Raw genomic sequence first — 17555 nt, 5'->3', positions numbered from 1 at the left:
GTTGGGGGCGCTTTGCGCCCCTTTCGCGACACAAGGCCGCTCCTACAGGCGACCGCGACCAACTGTAGGAGCGGCCTTGCGTCGCGAAAGGGCTGCAAAGCAGCCCCAGCAATGTCAGACCTTGTTCAGTTTCTTCAGGAACACAGTCATTTCTTTCTCGGCCTGCTTGTCCCCATGGGCCTGGGCCGCAACGATCCCGTCCTCCCACGCCTTGCGCGCCGCTGCCAGGTCACCGACCAGCTGATACGCCTTCCCCAACAGCTTCCACGCCGCCGAGTACTTCGGGTCCTGCTCCACACACCGTGCCAGGTGCACCGCCGCTTCTGCGCCATTGCCCTCATCCAGCCAGGCCTTGCCCAACCCAAACCTCAGCAGCGGGTTATCCACACCCTTGGCCAGCATTTTCTCCAGCGATTCGCGCATGCCGTCTTCCCCTAGAAGAAACTCAAGCCGACGTGGAACAGCTTCTCCACATCGCGAATGTGCTTTTTATCCACAACGAACAGAATCACATGGTCGCCCGACTCGATCAGCGTGTCGTCGTGGGCAATCAGCACTTGCTCGTCGCGGATGATCGCGCCGATGGTGGTGCCCGGTGGCAAGGCGATGTTTTCCACAGCCTTGCCGACCACCTTGCTCGACTTCGAATCGCCGTGCGCCACCGCCTCGATGGCCTCGGCCGCGCCGCGGCGCAGCGAGTGCACGCTGACGATATCGCCACGCCGCACGTGTGCCAGCAAGGTGCCGATGGTGGCCAGCTGCGGGCTGATGGCAATGTCGATGTCGCCGCCCTGCACCAGGTCGACATAGGCCGGGTTATTGATGATGGTCATGACCTTGCCCGCGCCAAGGCGCTTGGCCAGCAGCGACGACATGATGTTGGCTTCGTCGTCGTTGGTCAGGGCCAGGAAGATGTCGGCGTCGGCGATGTTCTCTTCGAGCATCAGGTCCTTGTCCGAGGCACTGCCCTGCAGCACCACCGTGCTTTCAAGGGTATCGGAGAGGTGCCGGCAGCGTGCCGGGCTCATCTCGATGATCTTGACCTGGTAGCGGCTCTCGATGGCTTCGGCCAGACGCTCGCCGATCTGCCCGCCGCCAGCGATCACGATGCGTTTGTTGGTCTCGTCGATGCGGCGCAGTTCGCCCATCACGGCCCGGATGTCCTTCTTCGCAGCGATGAAGAACACTTCGTCGTCGGCTTCGATCACCGTGTCACCGCGTGGGGTGATGGGCCGGTCGCGGCGGAAGATAGCTGCCACACGGGTATCGACGTTGGGCATGTGCGCGCGGATCTGGCGCAGCTGCTGGCCCACCAGCGGGCCGCCGTAATAGGCCTTGACCGCTACCAGCTGGGCCTTGCCTTCGGCGAAGTCGATCACCTGAAGTGAACCTGGGTGTTCGATCAGGCGTTTGATGTAGTTGGTTACCACCTGCTCGGGGCTGATCAGCACGTCGACCGGGATGTGGTCGTTGTCGAAAAGCTCTTCACGGGTAAGGTAGGTCGACTCGCGCACCCGGGCGATCTTGGTCGGGGTGTGGAACAGCGAGTAGGCCACCTGGCAGGCGACCATGTTGGTTTCATCGCTGTTGGTCACCGCCACCAGCATGTCGGCGTCATCGGCACCGGCCTGGCGCAGCACCGTAGGCAGCGAGCCGCGGCCCTGCACGGTGCGTATGTCCAGGCGGTCACCGAGATCGCGCAGGCGGTCGCCGTCGGTATCGACCACGGTAATGTCGTTGGCTTCGCTGGCCAGGTGTTCCGCCAACGTACCACCTACCTGCCCTGCGCCGAGGATGATGATCTTCATCCGCTACTCCCTTACCTTTTGTTCTTATCCGCGCGATGCGGCGATCTTGATCAGCTTGGCATAGTAGAAACCGTCGTGGCCGCCTTCCTGGGCCAGCAGCTGGCGGCCGTGGGGCTGGCGCAGGCCGGCTTCGGTGGCCAGGTCCAGCTCACGGGCGCCCGGGGTGCGGGCGAGGAAAGCGTCGATCACTTCGGTGTTCTCGGTCGGCAGGCTGGAGCAGGTGGCGTACAGCAGCATGCCGCCCACTTCCAGGGTCGGCCACAGGGCATCGAGCAGCTCGCCTTGCAGCGCGGCCAGGGCCGGAATATCTTCGGCCTGGCGGGTCAGCTTGATGTCCGGGTGGCGGCGGATCACACCGGTGGCCGAGCACGGTGCATCGAGCAGGATGCGCTGGAACGGCTTGCCGTCCCACCAGCTGGCGGTGTCACGGGCATCGCAGGCAATCAGCTCGGCCTCCAGCTGCAGACGGTCAAGGTTCTCGCGCACGCGGGTCAGGCGCTTGGCTTCGAGGTCGATAGCCACCACGTGGGCCAGGCCTGCCTCAGCTTCGAGCAGGTGGCAGGTCTTGCCGCCCGGGGCGCAGCAGGCGTCGAGTACGCGCTGGCCGGGGGCCAGTTCCAGCAGGTCGGCAGACAGCTGCGCAGCTTCGTCCTGCACGCTCACCCAACCTTCGGCGAAGCCTGGCAGGCCACGCACGTCGCAGGCTTCGGCCAGCACGATGCCGTCACGGCTGTACTGGCAGGCGCTGGCGCCGACGCCTGCCTCGGCCAGCAACGCCAGGTAGGCGTCGCGGCTGTGGTGGCGGCGGTTGACCCGCAGGATCATCGGCGGGTGGGCGTTATTGGCGGCGCAGATGGCTTCCCATTGCTCCGGCCAGAAGGCTTTCAGCGATTTCTGCAACCAGCGCGGGTGTGCGGTGCGCACCACCGGGTCGCGTTCCATGCTCGCGAGCAGTGCTTCGCCTTCGCGCTGGGCGCGGCGTAGCACGGCATTGAGCAGGCCCTTGGCCCAAGGCTTCTTCAGCTTGTCGGCGCAGCCCACGGTCTCGCCGATGGCAGCGTGGGCCGGAATACGGGTGTAGAACAGCTGGTACAAGCCGACCAGCAGCAGCGCCTGCACATCGGCATCGGCGGCCTTGAACGGCTTCTGCAACAGCTGCGCGGCCAGCAGATCCAGGCGTGGCTGCCAGCGGGCGGTACCGAACGCCAGGTCCTGGGTCAGGCCCCGGTCACGCTCTTCGACTTTGTCCAGTTGCGCCGGTAGCGAGCTGTTCAGCGAGGCCTTGCCGCTGAGTACAGCGGCAAGGGCACGGGCGGCGGCGAGGCGTGGGTTCATTGGCCCAGCACCTTGCCGGCGGCGAACTTCTCGCGGCGGCTGTTGAACAGGTCGCTGAAGTTCAGGGCCTTGCCACCCGGCAGCTGCAGGCGTGTCAGGCTCAGGGCCTGATCACCGCAGGCGACAACAAGACCGTCCTTGCTGGCGGAAAGGATCTCGCCCGGAGCGCCTTTACCTGTGGACACGTTGGCAGCGAGCACCTTCACGCTCTCCCCATCCAGCGTGCTGTGGCACACCGGCCAAGGGTTGAAGGCACGGATCAGGCGTTCCAGTTCGACGGCCGGGCGGCTCCAGTCGATACGGGCTTCGTCCTTGTTCAGCTTGTGTGCATAAGTGGCCAGGGCATCGTCCTGGACTTCACCTTGCAGCGAACCGTCTGCCAACCCGGCGATGGCCTGGACTACAGCCGGCGGGCCCATTTCGGCGAGGCGGTCGTGCAGGCTGCCGCCGGTGTCGTCAGCGCTGATCGGGGTGACCACCTTGAGCAGCATCGGCCCGGTATCCAGGCCGGCTTCCATGCGCATCACGGTCACGCCGCTCTCGGCATCGCCGGCTTCCACGGCGCGCTGGATCGGTGCCGCTCCGCGCCAGCGTGGCAGCAAGGAGGCGTGGCTGTTGATGCAACCCAGGCGCGGGATGTCGAGCACGGCTTGCGGCAGGATCAGGCCGTAGGCAACCACCACCATCAGGTCCGGCTTCAGTTCGGCCAGTTCTTCCTGTGCTTGGGCATTGCGCAGAGTCGGCGGTTGCAACACAGGGATGTCATGGGCCAGGGCCAACTGCTTGACCGGGCTCGGCATGAGCTTCTGGCCGCGGCCGGCGGGGCGGTCGGGCTGGGTGTAGACAGCCACGATCTCGTACGGGCTGTCGAGCAGGGCCTTGAGGTGTTCGGCAGCAAACTCTGGTGTGCCTGCAAAGACGATGCGCATGGCGTTCTCGCTTCCAAAAAGAAAAAGGCTTGCCGGAGCAAGCCTTCTGGGAGGTGGGGATCAGGCTTGCTGGCGGTGCTGCTTTTCCAGCTTCTTCTTGATCCGGTCGCGCTTGAGTTGCGACAGGTAGTCGACGAACAGCTTGCCGTTGAGGTGGTCGAACTCGTGCTGCACGCACACCGCCAGCAGGCCTTCGCACTCCAGCTCGTACGGCTTGCCGTCGCGGTCCTGGGCCTTGACCCGCACACGCAGCGGGCGGTCGACGTTCTCGTAGAAGCCCGGGACCGACAGGCAGCCCTCCTGGTACTGGCCCATGTCGTGGGTCAGTTCTTCGACAGTCGGGTTGATGAAGACGCGCGGCTCGCTGCGGTCTTCACTGAGGTCCATGACCACGACTTGCAGGTGCACGTTGACCTGGGTGGCGGCCAGGCCGATGCCCGGGGCTTCGTACATGGTTTCAAACATGTCGTCGATCAGCTGACGCAGGGCGTCGTCGAACACCGTTACCGGTTTGGCAATGGTGCGCAGGCGCGGGTCCGGGAATTCGAGAATGTTCAAGATGGCCATAAGGTCAGGCAGTCACTGTGCGGTCGGTTGAAAACTGAGCACACATAATAAAGGGAATCGGCGAATTCAGCACCTGCGAAAGCTCGGCTAGGGTCTCTATAGGCCTGATAGCCGGGAAATCATGGACAGCTTTTCAAACTGTTACCCACAAACTTATCCACAGGTTGTGCCACGTAGATGGCCCTGTTCAGATCAAGGATGATCCCCATGTCGATTTACCGTTCGTCGTCTTGTCCGCCCGCTGAACTGGAGGCGCGATTACGTCTTCATCGCCTACCCGACGCGGGACTGCGACGCTTTCGCACCTTGCTGGAAGCCTTTGGCAGTGCATCTTCGGCGCTCAGTGCACCGGGCTCGGCGTGGCGTGCATTAGGCATTGCGCAGGCCACTATCGATGCCCGGCGCAGCGCCGAAGTGCGCGACGGCGCGCTGGCTGCAATGGCCTGGCTAGAGCGTCCGGGCCAGCATTTGCTGATGTGGGACAGCCCTGACTACCCTGCGCTGCTGGGTGAAATCGACGATGCCCCACCGCTGCTTTTCGTGGCGGGTGATCCGGCGCTGCTTGACCGGCCTCAGCTGGCCATTGTGGGCAGCAGGCGTGCCACACCTCCCGCACTCGACACGGCCAGGGCATTTTCCCGCTACCTGGCGCAGGCCGGTTTCACCATCACCAGCGGGCTCGCCCTGGGCATCGATGGTGCCGCTCATCGGGCGGCGTTGGAGGTCGCAGGGGGCACCATTGGTGTGCTCGGCACGGGCTTGCAAAAACTTTATCCACAGCGCCACCGCGACCTTGCCCGGATGATGGTCGACACAGGCGGTGCGCTGGTGTCCGAGTATCCGCTCGATGCCGGGCCGTTGCCGGGCAACTTCCCGCGGCGCAATCGCATCATAAGCGGGTTGTCGCTCGGCGTGCTGGTGGTCGAGGCCAGCCTTGCCAGCGGCTCGTTGATCACCGCCCGCCTGGCGGCTGAGCAGGGTCGCGAGGTGTACGCGATTCCCGGTTCCATCCACCACCCGGCGGCCAAGGGCTGTCATCAGCTGATCCGTGATGGCGCACTGCTGGTGGAAAGTGTCGAACAGATTCTGGAGAGCCTGCGCGGTTGGCAGAACCTGCCGCCTGTAGCTGTGGAAAAACCGGCTCATCCGTTGCTTGCCCTGCTGCATGCGGCGCCACAGACTAGCGAGAACCTGGCCCACTTCAGCGACCGGCCGCTGGCCGAGGTGCTGGCACAGCTGACCGAATTGGAGCTTGAGGGCCGGGTCAGCAATGTCGCCGGGCGTTGGTTTGCCCGCGCTGGCTAAGTACACTGCGCGCAAGCAAGGTCAAATGGCGGAGAGACGCAAATGGTGAGCAGTTTTCGTGTGCAACAAGCCGCACGTGAGATCCGGGCGGGTGCAGTGATCGCCTACCCGACGGAAGCGGTCTGGGGCCTTGGCTGCGACCCGTGGAACGAAGACGCGGTGTATCGCCTGCTGGCGCTGAAGTCACGGCCTGTGGATAAAGGCTTGATCCTGATCGCCGACAACATCCGCCAGTTCGACTTCCTGTTCGAGGACTTCCCTGAGGACTGGATCGACCGCATGGGCAGCACCTGGCCCGGGCCGAATACCTGGCTGGTGCCGCATCAGGACCTGTTGCCCGAGTGGGTGACCGGGCAGCATGACACCGTGGCGCTGCGGGTCAGTGATCACCCGGTGGTGCGTGAGCTGTGTGCGTTGGTCGGGCCGCTGATTTCCACCTCCTGCAACCCGGGCGGGCGCCCGGCTGCCAAGACCCGGCTGCGGGTGGAGCAGTACTTCCATGGCCAGCTGGACCTGGTGCTCGGCGGGGCGCTGGGGGGGCGGAAGAATCCGAGTGTGATTCGGAATCTGGCTACTGGTGAGGTCGTGCGGCCGGGCTGATACCGCTGGCGAGGGCTACGCCCTCGTTTCGCGACACAAGGCCGCTCCTACAAGAACAGGGCAGCTCTCAGCCCTGGCGCTATGCCTGTAGGAGCGGCCTTGTGTCGCGAAAGGGCCGCAAAGCGGCCCCATCAATCTGGAAAACGCCCCGACCATGACCGCTCTTCGCAGCACAATTGGCCGTGATGATGGCTATGGCAATGAAGTCTTTGATGAGGCGATCTTTGAACTGACGGCACGCAAGCTCAAAGCCGAGCTCTATTCCATCATCCCTAAAGGGGATAAAAACAAGCCCAAAAAATAAAGGCCGCTTAAGCGGCCAAAGGATGAAGATGTACTCGCCCGGATAACTTGAAAATCAACCGGCGCACCAGCACAACCTCACGATCAAAGGCTACGCTTCCGAACCTGCACGGTCAAGCTGGTGGCCTCCCTGTCACATTACGCTTTCACTGAAGTCAGGTTTTTCTGAATTTGTCGGAATGACTGTCCAGCTTGCGGTTTGGGAAATATCCTACGACCCGCGTCCCCTGCCATCACCTTCTCAGTGGGAATCTCTGCCTCTAGGCTTCATCCGTCGCCGAATAACTTGGCGATCGGGTGTGGTAACCCGGAAGCAGGGTGATCTTGGCAGTCTATGGCGGCTGTACGCGGGAGGCTTCGTGCCTGCCGGGGTTTGAGATCTCCCACCCGGTTTACCACCCCGCGTGCAGCTGCCACCTATTCGTGTGGTAACGAATGGATGCAGCTCTGAAGGAGATCTCATGATGAAAAAGATTGTTCCAGATCCACCCCTACCCTGCACTTCCAACCGATCTTTCGGCCGTTGCGATGCTGGCCATGAAGCCTTGTTCACCGTCAACCCGAACATAGCGGCTGAAGATGCCTTGGTTCACGTAGCGCTGTACCTGCGCTGCGCCTATGAAACCGGCTACAAAGCCTTGGACTACATGCGCGAAGAAGGCCGCGGCATGTTCTGGTCGAACCTGCATGCGATTGAAATGGCGGAAGGCGTTATCGAGGCGATTCTCGATGGCATCGAGACGACGCCAGCATCGGCAAGACAGCCCTCAAAGGGTTAGCGCTGTATTCGAGGCCGATGCAATACCTGTGGGAGCGGGCTCGCCCGCGAACACCGGCGGAGCCGGTGCCATCCATCGCGGTGGCTGCTTCGCGGGCAAGCCCGCTCCCACAAGGGGATGATCGACTGGCTTTAGAGCAGTGTTCGGCTCAAGGCAGCAGAACGGTAGAGCCGACAGTCCTGCGCGCCGACAGCTCCGCCTGTGCCTTCGCCGCCTCACTCAGCGGATACCGCTGCTGGATATCCACAGCCAGCTTCCCACTGCCAATCATCGCAAACAGGTCATCCGCCATGGCCTGGGTGTTCTCGGCATTGTTGGCATAGGTCGCCAACGTCGGCCGGGTCACATACAGCGAGCCCTTCTGCGACAAAATCCCCAGGTTCACCCCGCTCACCGCCCCTGAGGCATTGCCGAAGCTCACCATCAACCCACGCGGCTGCAGGCAGTCCAGCGAGGTCAGCCAGGTGTCGGCACCGACGCCGTCATACACCACCGGGCACTTCTTGCCATCGGTCAGCTCCAGCACCCGCTTGGCCACGTCCTCGCGGCTGTAGTCGATGGTCGCCCATGCCCCCAGCGCCTTGGCCCGCTCGGCCTTCTCTGCCGAGCTTACGGTGCCGATCAACTTGGCGCCTAGGGCCTTGGCCCACTGGCAGGCCAGCGAACCGACACCACCCGCTGCGGCGTGGAACAGAATCACGTCACCCGCTTTCACCTCATAAGTCTGCTTCAGCAGGTACTGCACGGTCAGCCCCTTGAGCATCACCGCTGCCGCCTGCTCGAAACTGATGTTGTCGGGCAGCTTGACCAGGTTGGCCTCTGGCAGCGTATGCACTTCGCTGTACGCCCCCAGCGGGCCGGTGCCATAGGCCACGCGGTCACCGACCTTCAGCCGGGTCACGCCCTCACCCACGGCTTCGACCACGCCCGCCGCCTCGGTACCCAGGCCAGAGGGCAGGGATGGCGGTGCGTAGAGCCCACCGCGGAAATAAGTGTCGATGAAGTTCAGGCCGATTGCATGGTTACGCACACGTACCTGCTGCGGCCCGGGTGGGGCGGGTTCGAACTCCACAAGCTGCAGCACTTCCGGGCCGCCATGCTGGCTGAACTGGATACGCTTGGCCATCTCGCACTCCTGTCGTCGGGATCGGGAAAAGGCCTTCTATCGGACGCCTTTGCTTGATCGTCGTCAACTGCGGCGCGCGCACAGGCGGTGGTATGCTAGCCGGCGAATTCTTCCCTGCCCGTTCCTGGTGACCCGATGACTAGCCGCACCGAGGCCGTGAAAGCCTACCTGCTCGACCTGCAAGACCGCATCTGCTCTGCCCTCGAAGCCGAAGATGGCGGCGCCCGCTTCGTCGAGGACGCCTGGGTGCGCGAAGCCGGTGGCGGGGGCCGCACGCGGGTGATCGGCGATGGCAAGCTGATCGAGAAAGGTGGGGTCAACTTCTCCCACGTGTTCGGCGCCGGCCTGCCACCATCGGCCAGCGCCCACCGCCCCGAACTGGCGGGCCGTGGCTTCGAGGCCCTGGGCGTGTCGCTGGTGATCCACCCGCACAACCCGCACGTGCCGACGTCCCACGCCAACGTGCGCTTCTTCATCGCCGAGAAGGAAGGTGAAGAGGCGGTCTGGTGGTTCGGTGGCGGCTTCGACCTGACGCCCTATTACGGCAACGAGGAAGACTGCGTGCATTGGCACCGCGTGGCCGAGCAGGCCTGCGCACCCTTCGGCGCTGAGGTATACCCACGCTACAAGGCCTGGTGCGATCGTTACTTCCACCTCAAGCACCGCGGCGAGCCGCGTGGCATCGGTGGCCTGTTCTTCGATGACCTGAACGAGTGGGACTTCGACACCTGCTTCGCCTTCTTGCGCGCCATCGGCGATGCCTACGTCGAGGCCTACCTGCCGATCGTCCAGCGCCGCAAGCACACCCCCTTCACCCCGCAGCAGCGCGAATTTCAGGAATACCGCCGTGGCCGCTATGTGGAGTTCAACCTGGTCTACGACCGTGGCACCTTGTTCGGCCTGCAGTCCGGTGGCCGCACCGAGTCGATCCTGATGTCGCTGCCGCCGCAAGTGCGCTGGGGCTATGACTGGAAGGCCGCGCCCGGCAGCGAGGAAGCGCGCCTGACCGAATACTTCCTGCAGGACCGCGACTGGCTTGGCCAGTAGGCCTGTGGATAAAAGAGGAATCGTCATGGACCAGTATGTTGTTTTCGGTAACCCGATCGGCCATAGCAAGTCGCCGCTGATCCACCGCCTGTTCGCCGAACAGACCGGTCAGGACCTGGAATACGCCACCCTGCTGGCGCCTGTGGATGAATTCAGCGATTGCGCGCGCGGCTTCTTCAAGCAAGGCAGCGGTGGCAACGTCACCGTGCCGTTCAAGGAAGAGGCCTACCGCCTGTGTGACAGCCTGACGCCACGTGCCCAGCGTGCGGGTGCGGTAAACACCCTGAGCAAGCTGGCCGATGGCACGCTGCAGGGCGACAACACCGACGGCGCTGGCCTGGTGCGCGACCTGACGGTGAACGCTGGGGTCGAACTGGCTGGCAAGCGCATTCTCATCCTCGGGGCCGGTGGCGCCGTGCGCGGGGTGCTGGAGCCGATCCTGGCGCACAATCCGCAATCGCTGGTGATTGCCAACCGCACCGTGGAGAAGGCCGAGCAGCTGGCGCGGGAGTTCGATGAACTGGGGCCGGTGGTGGCCAGTGGGTTTGCCTGGTTGCAGGAGCCGGTGGACGTGATCATCAACGCCACCTCGGCGAGCCTGGCCGGTGAGCTGCCGCCGATTGCCGACAGCCTGGTCGAGGCGGGGCGCACGGTGTGCTACGACATGATGTATGGCAAGGAACCGACACCGTTCTGCCAGTGGGCTGAGAAGCTGGGCGCGGCCAAGGTGCTGGACGGGCTGGGGATGCTGGCCGAGCAGGCAGCTGAGGCCTTCTTCATCTGGCGCGGGGTGCGGCCGGATACGGCGCCGGTTCTTGCAGAACTCCGCCGACAACTCGCTCGGGGCTGATCCTTCAGGATTACCTATCTCCCTTGTGGAAGCGGGCTTGTCCGCGAAGAATTCACCGCGGTGCCTGGCACCGGCTTTGCCGGTGTTCGCGGGCAAGCCCGCTCCCACAGAGTACTCGGATAAGCCGGGAATCAGAGCTTGGCTTTGACGGCCTCCAGGGCATTGCCACCAGCCTTGGTGGTCACCCCCGCCAACCACCCTTCCAGCCGCTCGGGGTGCTGCTTCACCCAAGCCTTGGCCGCCTCATCGAAGCTGATCTTCTTATCCACAACCTCGGCCATGATGGTGTTTTCCATGTCCAGGGTGAAACTCAGGTTACCCAGCAGCTTCGTTGCATTCGGGCAGGCTTGTGGATAACCTTTGCGGGTCAGGGTGAACACTTCGCCCTTGCTGCCGAACCACTTCTCCCCGCCCGTCAGGTAGTGCATCTTCAGCTTCACGTTCATCGGGTGCGGCGTCCAGCCGAGGAAGGTGATGAACTGCTGTTTCTTCACAGCCCGGTCCACCTGCGCCAGCATCGCCTGTTCGCTGGATTCCACCAGCTTCCACTGGCCCAGGTTGAATTCGTTCTTGTCGATGATCTCCTTCAGCGACAGGTTCGCGGGCGCGCCGGAGCCGATGCCGTAGAGTTTCTTGTCGAACTTGTCGGCATTCTTCTGCAGGTCCGCGAAATCTTTCACCCCGGCATTCCACACGTAATCCGGAACTGCCAGAGTGAACTCGGTCCCTTCCAGGTTGCGCGACAGTTGCTGCACATCGCCGTTGGCGATGAACTTGTCATGGAAGCCTTGTTGCGCCGGCATCCAGTTGCCCAGGAAGGCATCTACCCGGCCGTCCTTGAGGCCACCGTAGATGATTGGCACCGCCAGGCTGTCTATCTTCACCTGGTAGCCCAGGCTTTCCAGCAACAACCGGGCGACAGCGTTGGTCGAGGCGATATCGCTCCAGCCGGGGTCGGCCATCTTCACGGTACTGCATTGCGCGTCGCTGTCGGCGGCGTGGGCCGTGGTGGCGCCTAGGCTCAGGGCCAGGGCGAACACGGCGGTGGAGAACTTGTGCATGGCGGCCTCTCTTATCAATCCATGGGGGCGGGCTGTGGATAACGTGCCTTGCGCTCGAGGTCGTCGAGATCGATGTGGTTGCGCATGTACTGTTGGCTGGCGTCCACCAACGGTTGGTGGTCCCAGCTTTTCAGCTTGCCGATCGCCAGCGCCTCGGCCACCAGGCGGCGGCGGCGTTGGCTGGCCAGGACTTGCTGGCGCAGGCTGGGGATGTCCCAGCGCTGGCATGCTTCATCGACAAATGCCTGCAGCAGCGCCTGGTGGTCCGGGCTGCCGGTGAGGTTCTCCCGTTCGTGCGGGTCGCGGCTCAGGTCATAGAGTAGGCAAGGGTCGTCTTCGCTGTATACGAATTTGTACGGTCCACGGCGGATCATCATCAGCGGGCCGACGGTGCCTTCGGCCATGTATTCGCCGATCACCTCGTCGTGGCCGCCCTGCCCTTGCAGGTGGCCGAGCAGTGAGCGGCCGTCCAGGTGCAGCTGCTTATCCACAGCACCGCCCGCCAGTTCCACCAGCGTCGGCAGTAGATCGCAGGTCGATACCGAAGCACCTATCCGGCTTGCGGCGAAGCGTTTAGGTGCGTGTATCAGCAGCGGGACGCGTGCCGACATCTCGAACCAGTGCATCTTGTACCAGAGCCCGCGCTCGCCAAGCATGTCGCCGTGGTCACCGGAGAACACGATCAGGGTATCGTCGGCCAGGCCGCATTCCTCCAGGGTTTGCAGCAGCTGGCCAATGTTGTCGTCGATGTAGCTGCAGGCACCGAAGTAGGCGCGGCGGGCGTCGCGGATCTTGTCCACAGGGAGCGGTTTGTTCCACAGGTCATAGACCTTGAGCAAGCGTTGCGAGTGGGGGTCGAGATCCTCCTGGCTGAATTCGGCACGGGGCATGGGGATATCCACAGCCTCGTAGCGATCCCAGTAGCGTTTGGGAATGGTGTATGGGTCATGCGGGTGCGTCATGGACACCGTCAGGCAGAACGGCCGGCCATCGTTCTCGCGCACGTGGTCGTAGAGGTACTGACGCGCCTTGAATACCACTTCCTCGTCGAAATCCAGTTGGTTGGTACGCACGCAGGGCCCGGCCTGCAGCACCGAGGACATGTTGTGGTACCAGCTCGGACGCACATCGGGCTCATCCCAGTTCACCGCCCAACCGTAGTCGGCAGGGTAGATGTCGCTGGTCAGGCGCTCCTCATAGCCATGCAGTTGGTCCGGGCCACAAAAGTGCATCTTGCCCGACAGCGCGGTGCGGTAGCCCAGCCGGCGCAGGTAGTGTGCATAAGTTGGCACGTCGGCGGGGAAATCGGCCGCATTGTCATAGGCGCCGATACGGCTTGGCAGTTGGCCGCTGACCAGGGTGAAGCGTGACGGAGCGCACAGTGGGCTGTTGCAGTAGGCCGAGTCGAACACCACCGCCTGCTCGGCGAGGCGGCTCAGATGGGGCATCTGGATGGGCGAGGGGCCGTAGATCGGCAGCAAGGGTGCGGCCATCTGGTCGGCCATGATGAACAGGATATTCGGGGGCGTCATGGTGGCTTCCATCGTTGAGAATTATGCGAACCGCTTGCCTATCAAGATGCGACTGTGGATAACATGGGTAAAGCCCATGGCGGGCAATGTCTGGGATTAGCTGAGCTTATGTTTGACCACCTTGCCGAGTTGTCGCTGGATGCCTTGCGTGTATTCGAGGCGGCTGCTCGTCTGCACGGCTTCACCGCTGCGGCGTTGGAGTTGGGCACCACCCAGCCTGCGGTGAGCCAGCAGGTGAAGCGGCTGGAGGCGCAGCTGGCTACCCGCCTGTTCGACCGTATCTACCGAGGCATCGAGCTGACCGAGGCGGGCCAGTTGCTGTTCGAGCAGGTGCATCAGGGTTTGCAGGCAATGGATGACGGCATTGCCCAGGCCAGTGGGCGGGGCCAGCGTGAAGTGCTGCAGGTGGCCACCGACTTCGCTTTTGCAGCGTTCTGGCTCATGCCCCGGCTGCAGCGCTTTCACGACGCTTATCCACAGGTGGATGTGAGCCTGGTGACCGGTGAGCGCAGCCAGGGGATGTTGCGTCCCGATATCGACGTGGCGGTATTGTTTGGCGATGGGCGCTTTCATCAAGGCGAGAGCCGATGGTTGTTCGATGAGGAGGTTTTCCCGGTCTGCAGCCCCCGGCTGATTCATGGCAAACCCACGTCAGCCGTGGCTTTGCAACGATTGCCGTTGCTTCATTTGCGCGGTGAGCAGGCCAGCCGCTGGTTTGACTGGGCGGGGGTGTTTCGCGGGTTTGGCGTGGCCAGCCCGCCGCCGCCGGGTCAGTTGCGGTTCGATAACTACACCTTGTTGATTCAGGCGGCGATTGCCGGGCAAGGGGTGGCGATTGGCTGGGGGCATCTGGTTGACGGGTTGGTGGAGCAAGGCTTGTTGTGCCGGCCGCTGCAGGGGAGCTTGCGCTCTGAACGGGGGTATTACGTGGTGTTGCCGCCGCGCAAGCGACGCGGGGCATTGATCGAGCGGTTTGTGGATTGGCTGGAGGATGAACGTAACCTTTGACGTCCCCGGGGCCGCTTTGCGGCCCTTCGCGACACAAGGCCGCTCCTACAGGCGATCGCGTATTACTGTAGGAGCGGCCTTGCGTCGCGAAAGGGCTGCGCAGCAGCCCCAGCAATCTAGACCACGAAGTTCAAATGCTCGCCTCGGTGCAAGTCCAGTTCCAGCATATCCACCATCCCCGCCGCCACGCGTGCCAAGCCCTCATCGGCAAGCGTTGGCGGCATGTTGATCAGCGTCCAGCGCAATGCGCTGCGCTGCAGCCCATCGACCACCCGATCAACACATGCACGCTCAGCCTCGATGTACTTGCCCGGCTCATCCAGCACATCAAAATCGCCCACCAGCAACAGCCGGCGTATAGTCGTGCGGGCAAGCCCGGCGACCAGCGCTTCGCTCGCCTGCACCTGCGCCGCCAGATCACCCGGCGACAGCAGGGCAATCACCGCCGAGCCCCCTGCCGCGCCCTGCTCCGCCTGGTCGGCATCGCCCAGCGCGCCTATCTTGAAATGCAGGCCAGGGCGTGGCGCATGGCGATTGAGGTCGTCGACGATCGCAATGACCTCGTGCTGGCGCGCCAGCAGCTCGTCCATCAGGGCGTTGCCCAGGCTGCTTTGAGCCCCGAACAACACCAGTTTGAACACTGGGGTTTCGGCATTTTTCACCGCATCACTCCCTTTTGCTGGTGGGGGTGATGGTTGGACCGCAATCAGGAGTCATCGTGCAGAGGATCAAGGGTTACCACGCCCACGTTTACTACGACGCCTCGACCATCGAGCAGGCCCGTGAACTGTGCGAGGAGGCGGCGCGGCTGTTTCCCGTGACCATGGGGCGCATGCACCAGAAGCCGGTCGGGCCGCACCCGGACTGGAGCTGTCAGCTGGCCTTCGAGCCGGAGTTCGTGGGGGTGGTGTTGCCGTGGTTGGCACTGTATCGGAAGGGGTTGGTGGTGTTTCTGCATCCGCTGACCGGGGATGAGCTGGCAGATCACCGGGATCATGCGATCTGGATGGGGGCTGTGCGGCCTTTGAAGCTGTCGATTTTTGGCGGATAGATTTTCACTTCCTTTGCTGGCCTCTTCGCGGGCACGCCCGCTCCCACAAGGACGGCGCAGCCCTTGAGAGCGGCGCTGTAACTGTGGGAGCGGGCTTGCCCGCGAAGCAGGCGACGCGGTTTAGCGACGGGCGCCGCGTACGCCTTCAGCCAGTGCCGAGCACAGGCTCAATACATCGCTCACGGCCTGATCGGCATTCTTGGCCTGGGCAATCTTGTCGACCAATGCCGACCCCACCACCACACCATTGGCCAAGCGCGCGATCGCGGCGGCCTGTTCCGGCGTACGAATACCGAAACCCACGCTGATCGGCAGGTCGGTATGCCGACGCAGACGGGCAACCGCTTCGGTCACATGCTCGGTGGTTGCGGAGCCGGCACCGGTCACGCCCGCCACCGACACGTAGTAGACGAACCCGGAGCTGCGCTCCAGCACACGCGGCAGGCGCGCATCGTCGGTGGTCGGGGTAGTCAGGCGGATGAAGTCGATGCCTGCGGCCTGGGCCGGGGTGGCCAGCTCGGCGTCGTGCTCTGGCGGCAGGTCGACGATGATCAGGCCATCGACGCCAGCGGCCTTGGCTTCGCCGACGAACTTATCCACACCGAAGCGGTGAATCGGGTTGTAGTAACCCATCAGCACGATTGGCGTAGTGTGGTTATCCACACGAAATTCGCGAACCATCTGCAGGGTTTTTGCCAGGGTCTGGCCGGCTTCCAGGGCGCGCAGGGTGGCGAGCTGGATGGCCACGCCGTCTGCCATCGGGTCGGTGAACGGCATGCCCAGTTCGATCACATCGGCGCCAGCTGCCGGCAGGCCCTTGAGGATCTGCAGCGAAGCATCGTAGCCCGGGTCACCAGCAGTGACGAAGGTGACCAGCGCGGAGCGGCCCTCAGCCTTCAGTTCGGCGAAGCGTTGTTCAAGACGGCTCATGCCTGTTTCTCCTGGGCTGCCATATGGTTCATCACGGTTTGCATGTCTTTGTCGCCGCGGCCGGACAGGCAGATCACCATCAGGTGGTCCTTGGGCAGGCCCGGTGCGCGTTTGATCGCTTCGGCCAGGGCGTGGGAGCTTTCCAGGGCCGGAATGATGCCTTCAAGGCGGCAGCTGGCGTGGAACGCATCCAGCGCTTCGTCGTCGGTGATGCTGACGTACTCGACGCGCTTCACTTCGTGCAGGTAGGCGTGCTCCGGGCCAATGCCCGGGTAGTCGAGGCCGGCGGAAATCGAGTGGGCGTCGGTGATCTGGCCGTCTTCGTCCTGCAGCAGGTAGGTGCGGTTGCCGTGCAGCACCCCCGGTACGCCGCCGTTCAGGCTGGCCGCGTGCTTGTCGGTATCCACGCCGTGGCCGCCGGCTTCGACGCCGATGATCTTCACGCTCGGTTCTTCGAGAAACTCATGGAACAGGCCCATGGCGTTGGAGCCACCGCCCACGCAGGCGATCAGGCTGTCTGGCAGGCGACCTTCCTTCTCTTGCAGCTGGGCGCGGGTTTCCTTGCCGATGATCGACTGGAAGTCGCGGACCATCGCCGGGTACGGGTGCGGGCCGGCCACGGTGCCGATCAGGTAGAAGGTATCGTCGACGTTGGTGACCCAGTCGCGCAGGGCCTCGTTCATGGCGTCCTTCAGTGTGCCGGTGCCTGCGGTGACCGGGACGATTTCGGCGCCCAGCAGCTTCATGCGGAACACGTTGGCCTGCTGGCGCTCGATGTCGGTGGCACCCATGTAGATCACGCAAGGCAGGCCGAAGCGCGCAGCGACGGTGGCGGTGGCCACGCCGTGCATGCCGGCGCCGGTTTCGGCGATCAGGCGCTTCTTGCCCATGCGCTTGGCCAGCAGCACTTGGCCGATGCAGTTGTTTACCTTGTGCGCGCCGGTGTGGTTGAGCTCTTCACGTTTGAAGAAAATCTTCGCGCCGCCGCAGTGTTCGGTCAGGCGTTCGGCAAAGTACAGCGGGTTCGGGCGGCCGATGTAGTCGCGCTGGAAGTAGGCGAGTTCTTCGAGGAACTTGGGGTCGGCCTTGGCCGCTTCGTACTCGCGGGCCAGGTCCAGCACCAGCGGCATCAGGGTTTCGGCCACGTAGCGGCCGCCGAACGAGCCGAACAGGCCGTTGGCGTCGGGGCCGGGACGGTATTGGGACTGGGTCATGAGTCGCTCCAGGGCGTAATGAATGAGTGATGGGCTTTACTCTAACTACGGCAAGCCCGGCTGAAAACCGATAAGATCGCGCAAACTCGTCAGAAAAAATCACAGGTAGA

19 protein-coding genes are annotated in these 17555 nt (G+C 63.5%); 8 read left to right on the top strand and 11 right to left on the bottom strand.

All coding sequences use genetic code 11. From position 1 onward, the window contains the following. Positions 1-114: 114 nt before the first annotated feature. The 5 genes from ACIPW4_RS00505 to def are packed head-to-tail and all read right to left on the bottom strand — an operon-like array spanning position 115 to position 4639. Positions 115-423, bottom strand: coding sequence for a tetratricopeptide repeat protein (locus ACIPW4_RS00505; RefSeq protein ID WP_400653946.1), 309 nt, complete (start codon positions 421-423; stop codon positions 115-117). 11 nt (positions 424-434) lie between these two features. Continuing rightward, a complete protein-coding gene (gene trkA, locus ACIPW4_RS00500; protein ID WP_400653944.1) occupies positions 435-1808 on the bottom strand; it encodes a Trk system potassium transporter TrkA in 1374 nt (457 codons plus the stop codon). 24 nt (positions 1809-1832) lie between these two features. After that, a complete protein-coding gene (gene rsmB, locus ACIPW4_RS00495; protein ID WP_400653942.1) occupies positions 1833-3143 on the bottom strand; it encodes a 16S rRNA (cytosine(967)-C(5))-methyltransferase RsmB in 1311 nt (436 codons plus the stop codon). Then, on the bottom strand, positions 3140-4072 hold the full coding sequence (gene fmt / locus ACIPW4_RS00490; protein ID WP_400653940.1) for a methionyl-tRNA formyltransferase: 933 nt from the start codon (positions 4070-4072) through the stop codon (positions 3140-3142). Before fmt ends, rsmB begins: the two co-directional genes overlap by 4 nt. Positions 4073-4132: 60 nt before the next feature. Continuing rightward, positions 4133-4639, bottom strand: a complete 507-nt coding sequence (gene def / locus ACIPW4_RS00485) for a peptide deformylase (RefSeq protein WP_016712797.1) — start codon at positions 4637-4639, stop codon at positions 4133-4135. A 207-nt stretch (positions 4640-4846) separates the two neighbouring features. Between def and dprA the strand changes: the two genes are divergently transcribed. The 4 genes from dprA to ACIPW4_RS00465 all read left to right on the top strand — a co-directional run bounded on the left by dprA (position 4847) and on the right by ACIPW4_RS00465 (position 7626). Beyond that, complete coding sequence (gene dprA / locus ACIPW4_RS00480; protein WP_400653938.1) at positions 4847-5944, top strand: DNA-processing protein DprA; 1098 nt, start codon at positions 4847-4849, stop codon at positions 5942-5944. Between the two features lie 42 nt (positions 5945-5986). Continuing rightward, complete coding sequence (locus ACIPW4_RS00475) at positions 5987-6544, top strand: L-threonylcarbamoyladenylate synthase (protein WP_011953122.1); 558 nt, start codon at positions 5987-5989, stop codon at positions 6542-6544. 154 nt (positions 6545-6698) lie between these two features. Then, positions 6699-6848 carry a hypothetical protein gene (locus ACIPW4_RS00470; RefSeq protein WP_400653936.1) on the top strand — a complete coding sequence of 50 codons (150 nt, stop codon included), beginning with the start codon at positions 6699-6701 and terminating at the stop codon, positions 6846-6848. A 460-nt stretch (positions 6849-7308) separates the two neighbouring features. After that, a complete protein-coding gene (locus ACIPW4_RS00465) occupies positions 7309-7626 on the top strand; it encodes a hypothetical protein (protein ID WP_400653934.1) in 318 nt (105 codons plus the stop codon). Between the two features lie 148 nt (positions 7627-7774). Here ACIPW4_RS00465 and ACIPW4_RS00460 read toward each other — a convergent pair whose 3' ends face one another. After that, positions 7775-8752 carry an NADPH:quinone reductase gene (locus tag ACIPW4_RS00460; protein ID WP_400653933.1) on the bottom strand — a complete coding sequence of 326 codons (978 nt, stop codon included), beginning with the start codon at positions 8750-8752 and terminating at the stop codon, positions 7775-7777. Between the two features lie 135 nt (positions 8753-8887). On the opposite strand from ACIPW4_RS00460, the gene hemF reads away from it, so the two are divergent. Both hemF and aroE read left to right on the top strand, forming a co-directional pair. Next, the gene (gene hemF, locus ACIPW4_RS00455) at positions 8888-9799 is read left to right on the top strand and encodes an oxygen-dependent coproporphyrinogen oxidase (protein WP_400653931.1); all 912 of its coding nucleotides are present in this window, start codon (positions 8888-8890) and stop codon (positions 9797-9799) included. 25 nt (positions 9800-9824) lie between these two features. Then, entirely contained in the window at positions 9825-10649 is an 825-nt protein-coding gene (gene aroE / locus ACIPW4_RS00450; protein WP_400653929.1) for a shikimate dehydrogenase, read from the top strand. Between the two features lie 131 nt (positions 10650-10780). Here the strand turns inward: aroE and choX are convergent, their stop codons facing one another. Then, entirely contained in the window at positions 10781-11710 is a 930-nt protein-coding gene (choX, locus tag ACIPW4_RS00445) for a choline ABC transporter substrate-binding protein (RefSeq protein WP_400653927.1), read from the bottom strand. Positions 11711-11724: 14 nt separating this feature from the next. Further along, on the bottom strand, positions 11725-13242 hold the full coding sequence (gene betC / locus ACIPW4_RS00440) for a choline-sulfatase (RefSeq protein ID WP_400653925.1): 1518 nt from the start codon (positions 13240-13242) through the stop codon (positions 11725-11727). A gap of 108 nt (positions 13243-13350) precedes the next feature. Between betC and ACIPW4_RS00435 the strand changes: the two genes are divergently transcribed. Then, positions 13351-14250, top strand: a complete 900-nt coding sequence (locus tag ACIPW4_RS00435) for a choline sulfate utilization transcriptional regulator (RefSeq protein ID WP_400653924.1) — start codon at positions 13351-13353, stop codon at positions 14248-14250. A gap of 116 nt (positions 14251-14366) precedes the next feature. Here ACIPW4_RS00435 and ACIPW4_RS00430 read toward each other — a convergent pair whose 3' ends face one another. Then, a complete protein-coding gene (locus ACIPW4_RS00430) occupies positions 14367-14912 on the bottom strand; it encodes an NAD(P)H-binding protein (protein ID WP_400653922.1) in 546 nt (181 codons plus the stop codon). Positions 14913-14968: 56 nt separating this feature from the next. On the opposite strand from ACIPW4_RS00430, the gene ACIPW4_RS00425 reads away from it, so the two are divergent. Further along, positions 14969-15301: a DOPA 4,5-dioxygenase family protein gene (locus tag ACIPW4_RS00425; RefSeq protein ID WP_110638934.1), complete on the top strand. Its 333-nt coding sequence runs from the start codon at positions 14969-14971 to the stop codon at positions 15299-15301. Positions 15302-15421: 120 nt separating this feature from the next. On the opposite strand, the gene trpA is transcribed toward ACIPW4_RS00425, so the two are convergent. Both trpA and trpB read right to left on the bottom strand, forming a co-directional pair. Next, positions 15422-16231, bottom strand: a complete 810-nt coding sequence (trpA, locus tag ACIPW4_RS00420; protein WP_400653919.1) for a tryptophan synthase subunit alpha — start codon at positions 16229-16231, stop codon at positions 15422-15424. Continuing rightward, the gene (gene trpB, locus ACIPW4_RS00415; protein ID WP_400653918.1) at positions 16228-17445 is read right to left on the bottom strand and encodes a tryptophan synthase subunit beta; all 1218 of its coding nucleotides are present in this window, start codon (positions 17443-17445) and stop codon (positions 16228-16230) included. The genes trpA and trpB overlap by 4 nt, the downstream gene beginning before the upstream one ends. Positions 17446-17555 lie beyond the last annotated feature (110 nt).

Origin of the sequence: Pseudomonas sp. NPDC089996 (genome assembly GCF_044748405.1) — a bacterium.
GTDB lineage: Bacteria > Pseudomonadota > Gammaproteobacteria > Pseudomonadales > Pseudomonadaceae > Aquipseudomonas.
Note: the sequence above shows the minus strand (reverse complement) of the source record. Positions and strands in the feature narration are given on the sequence as shown.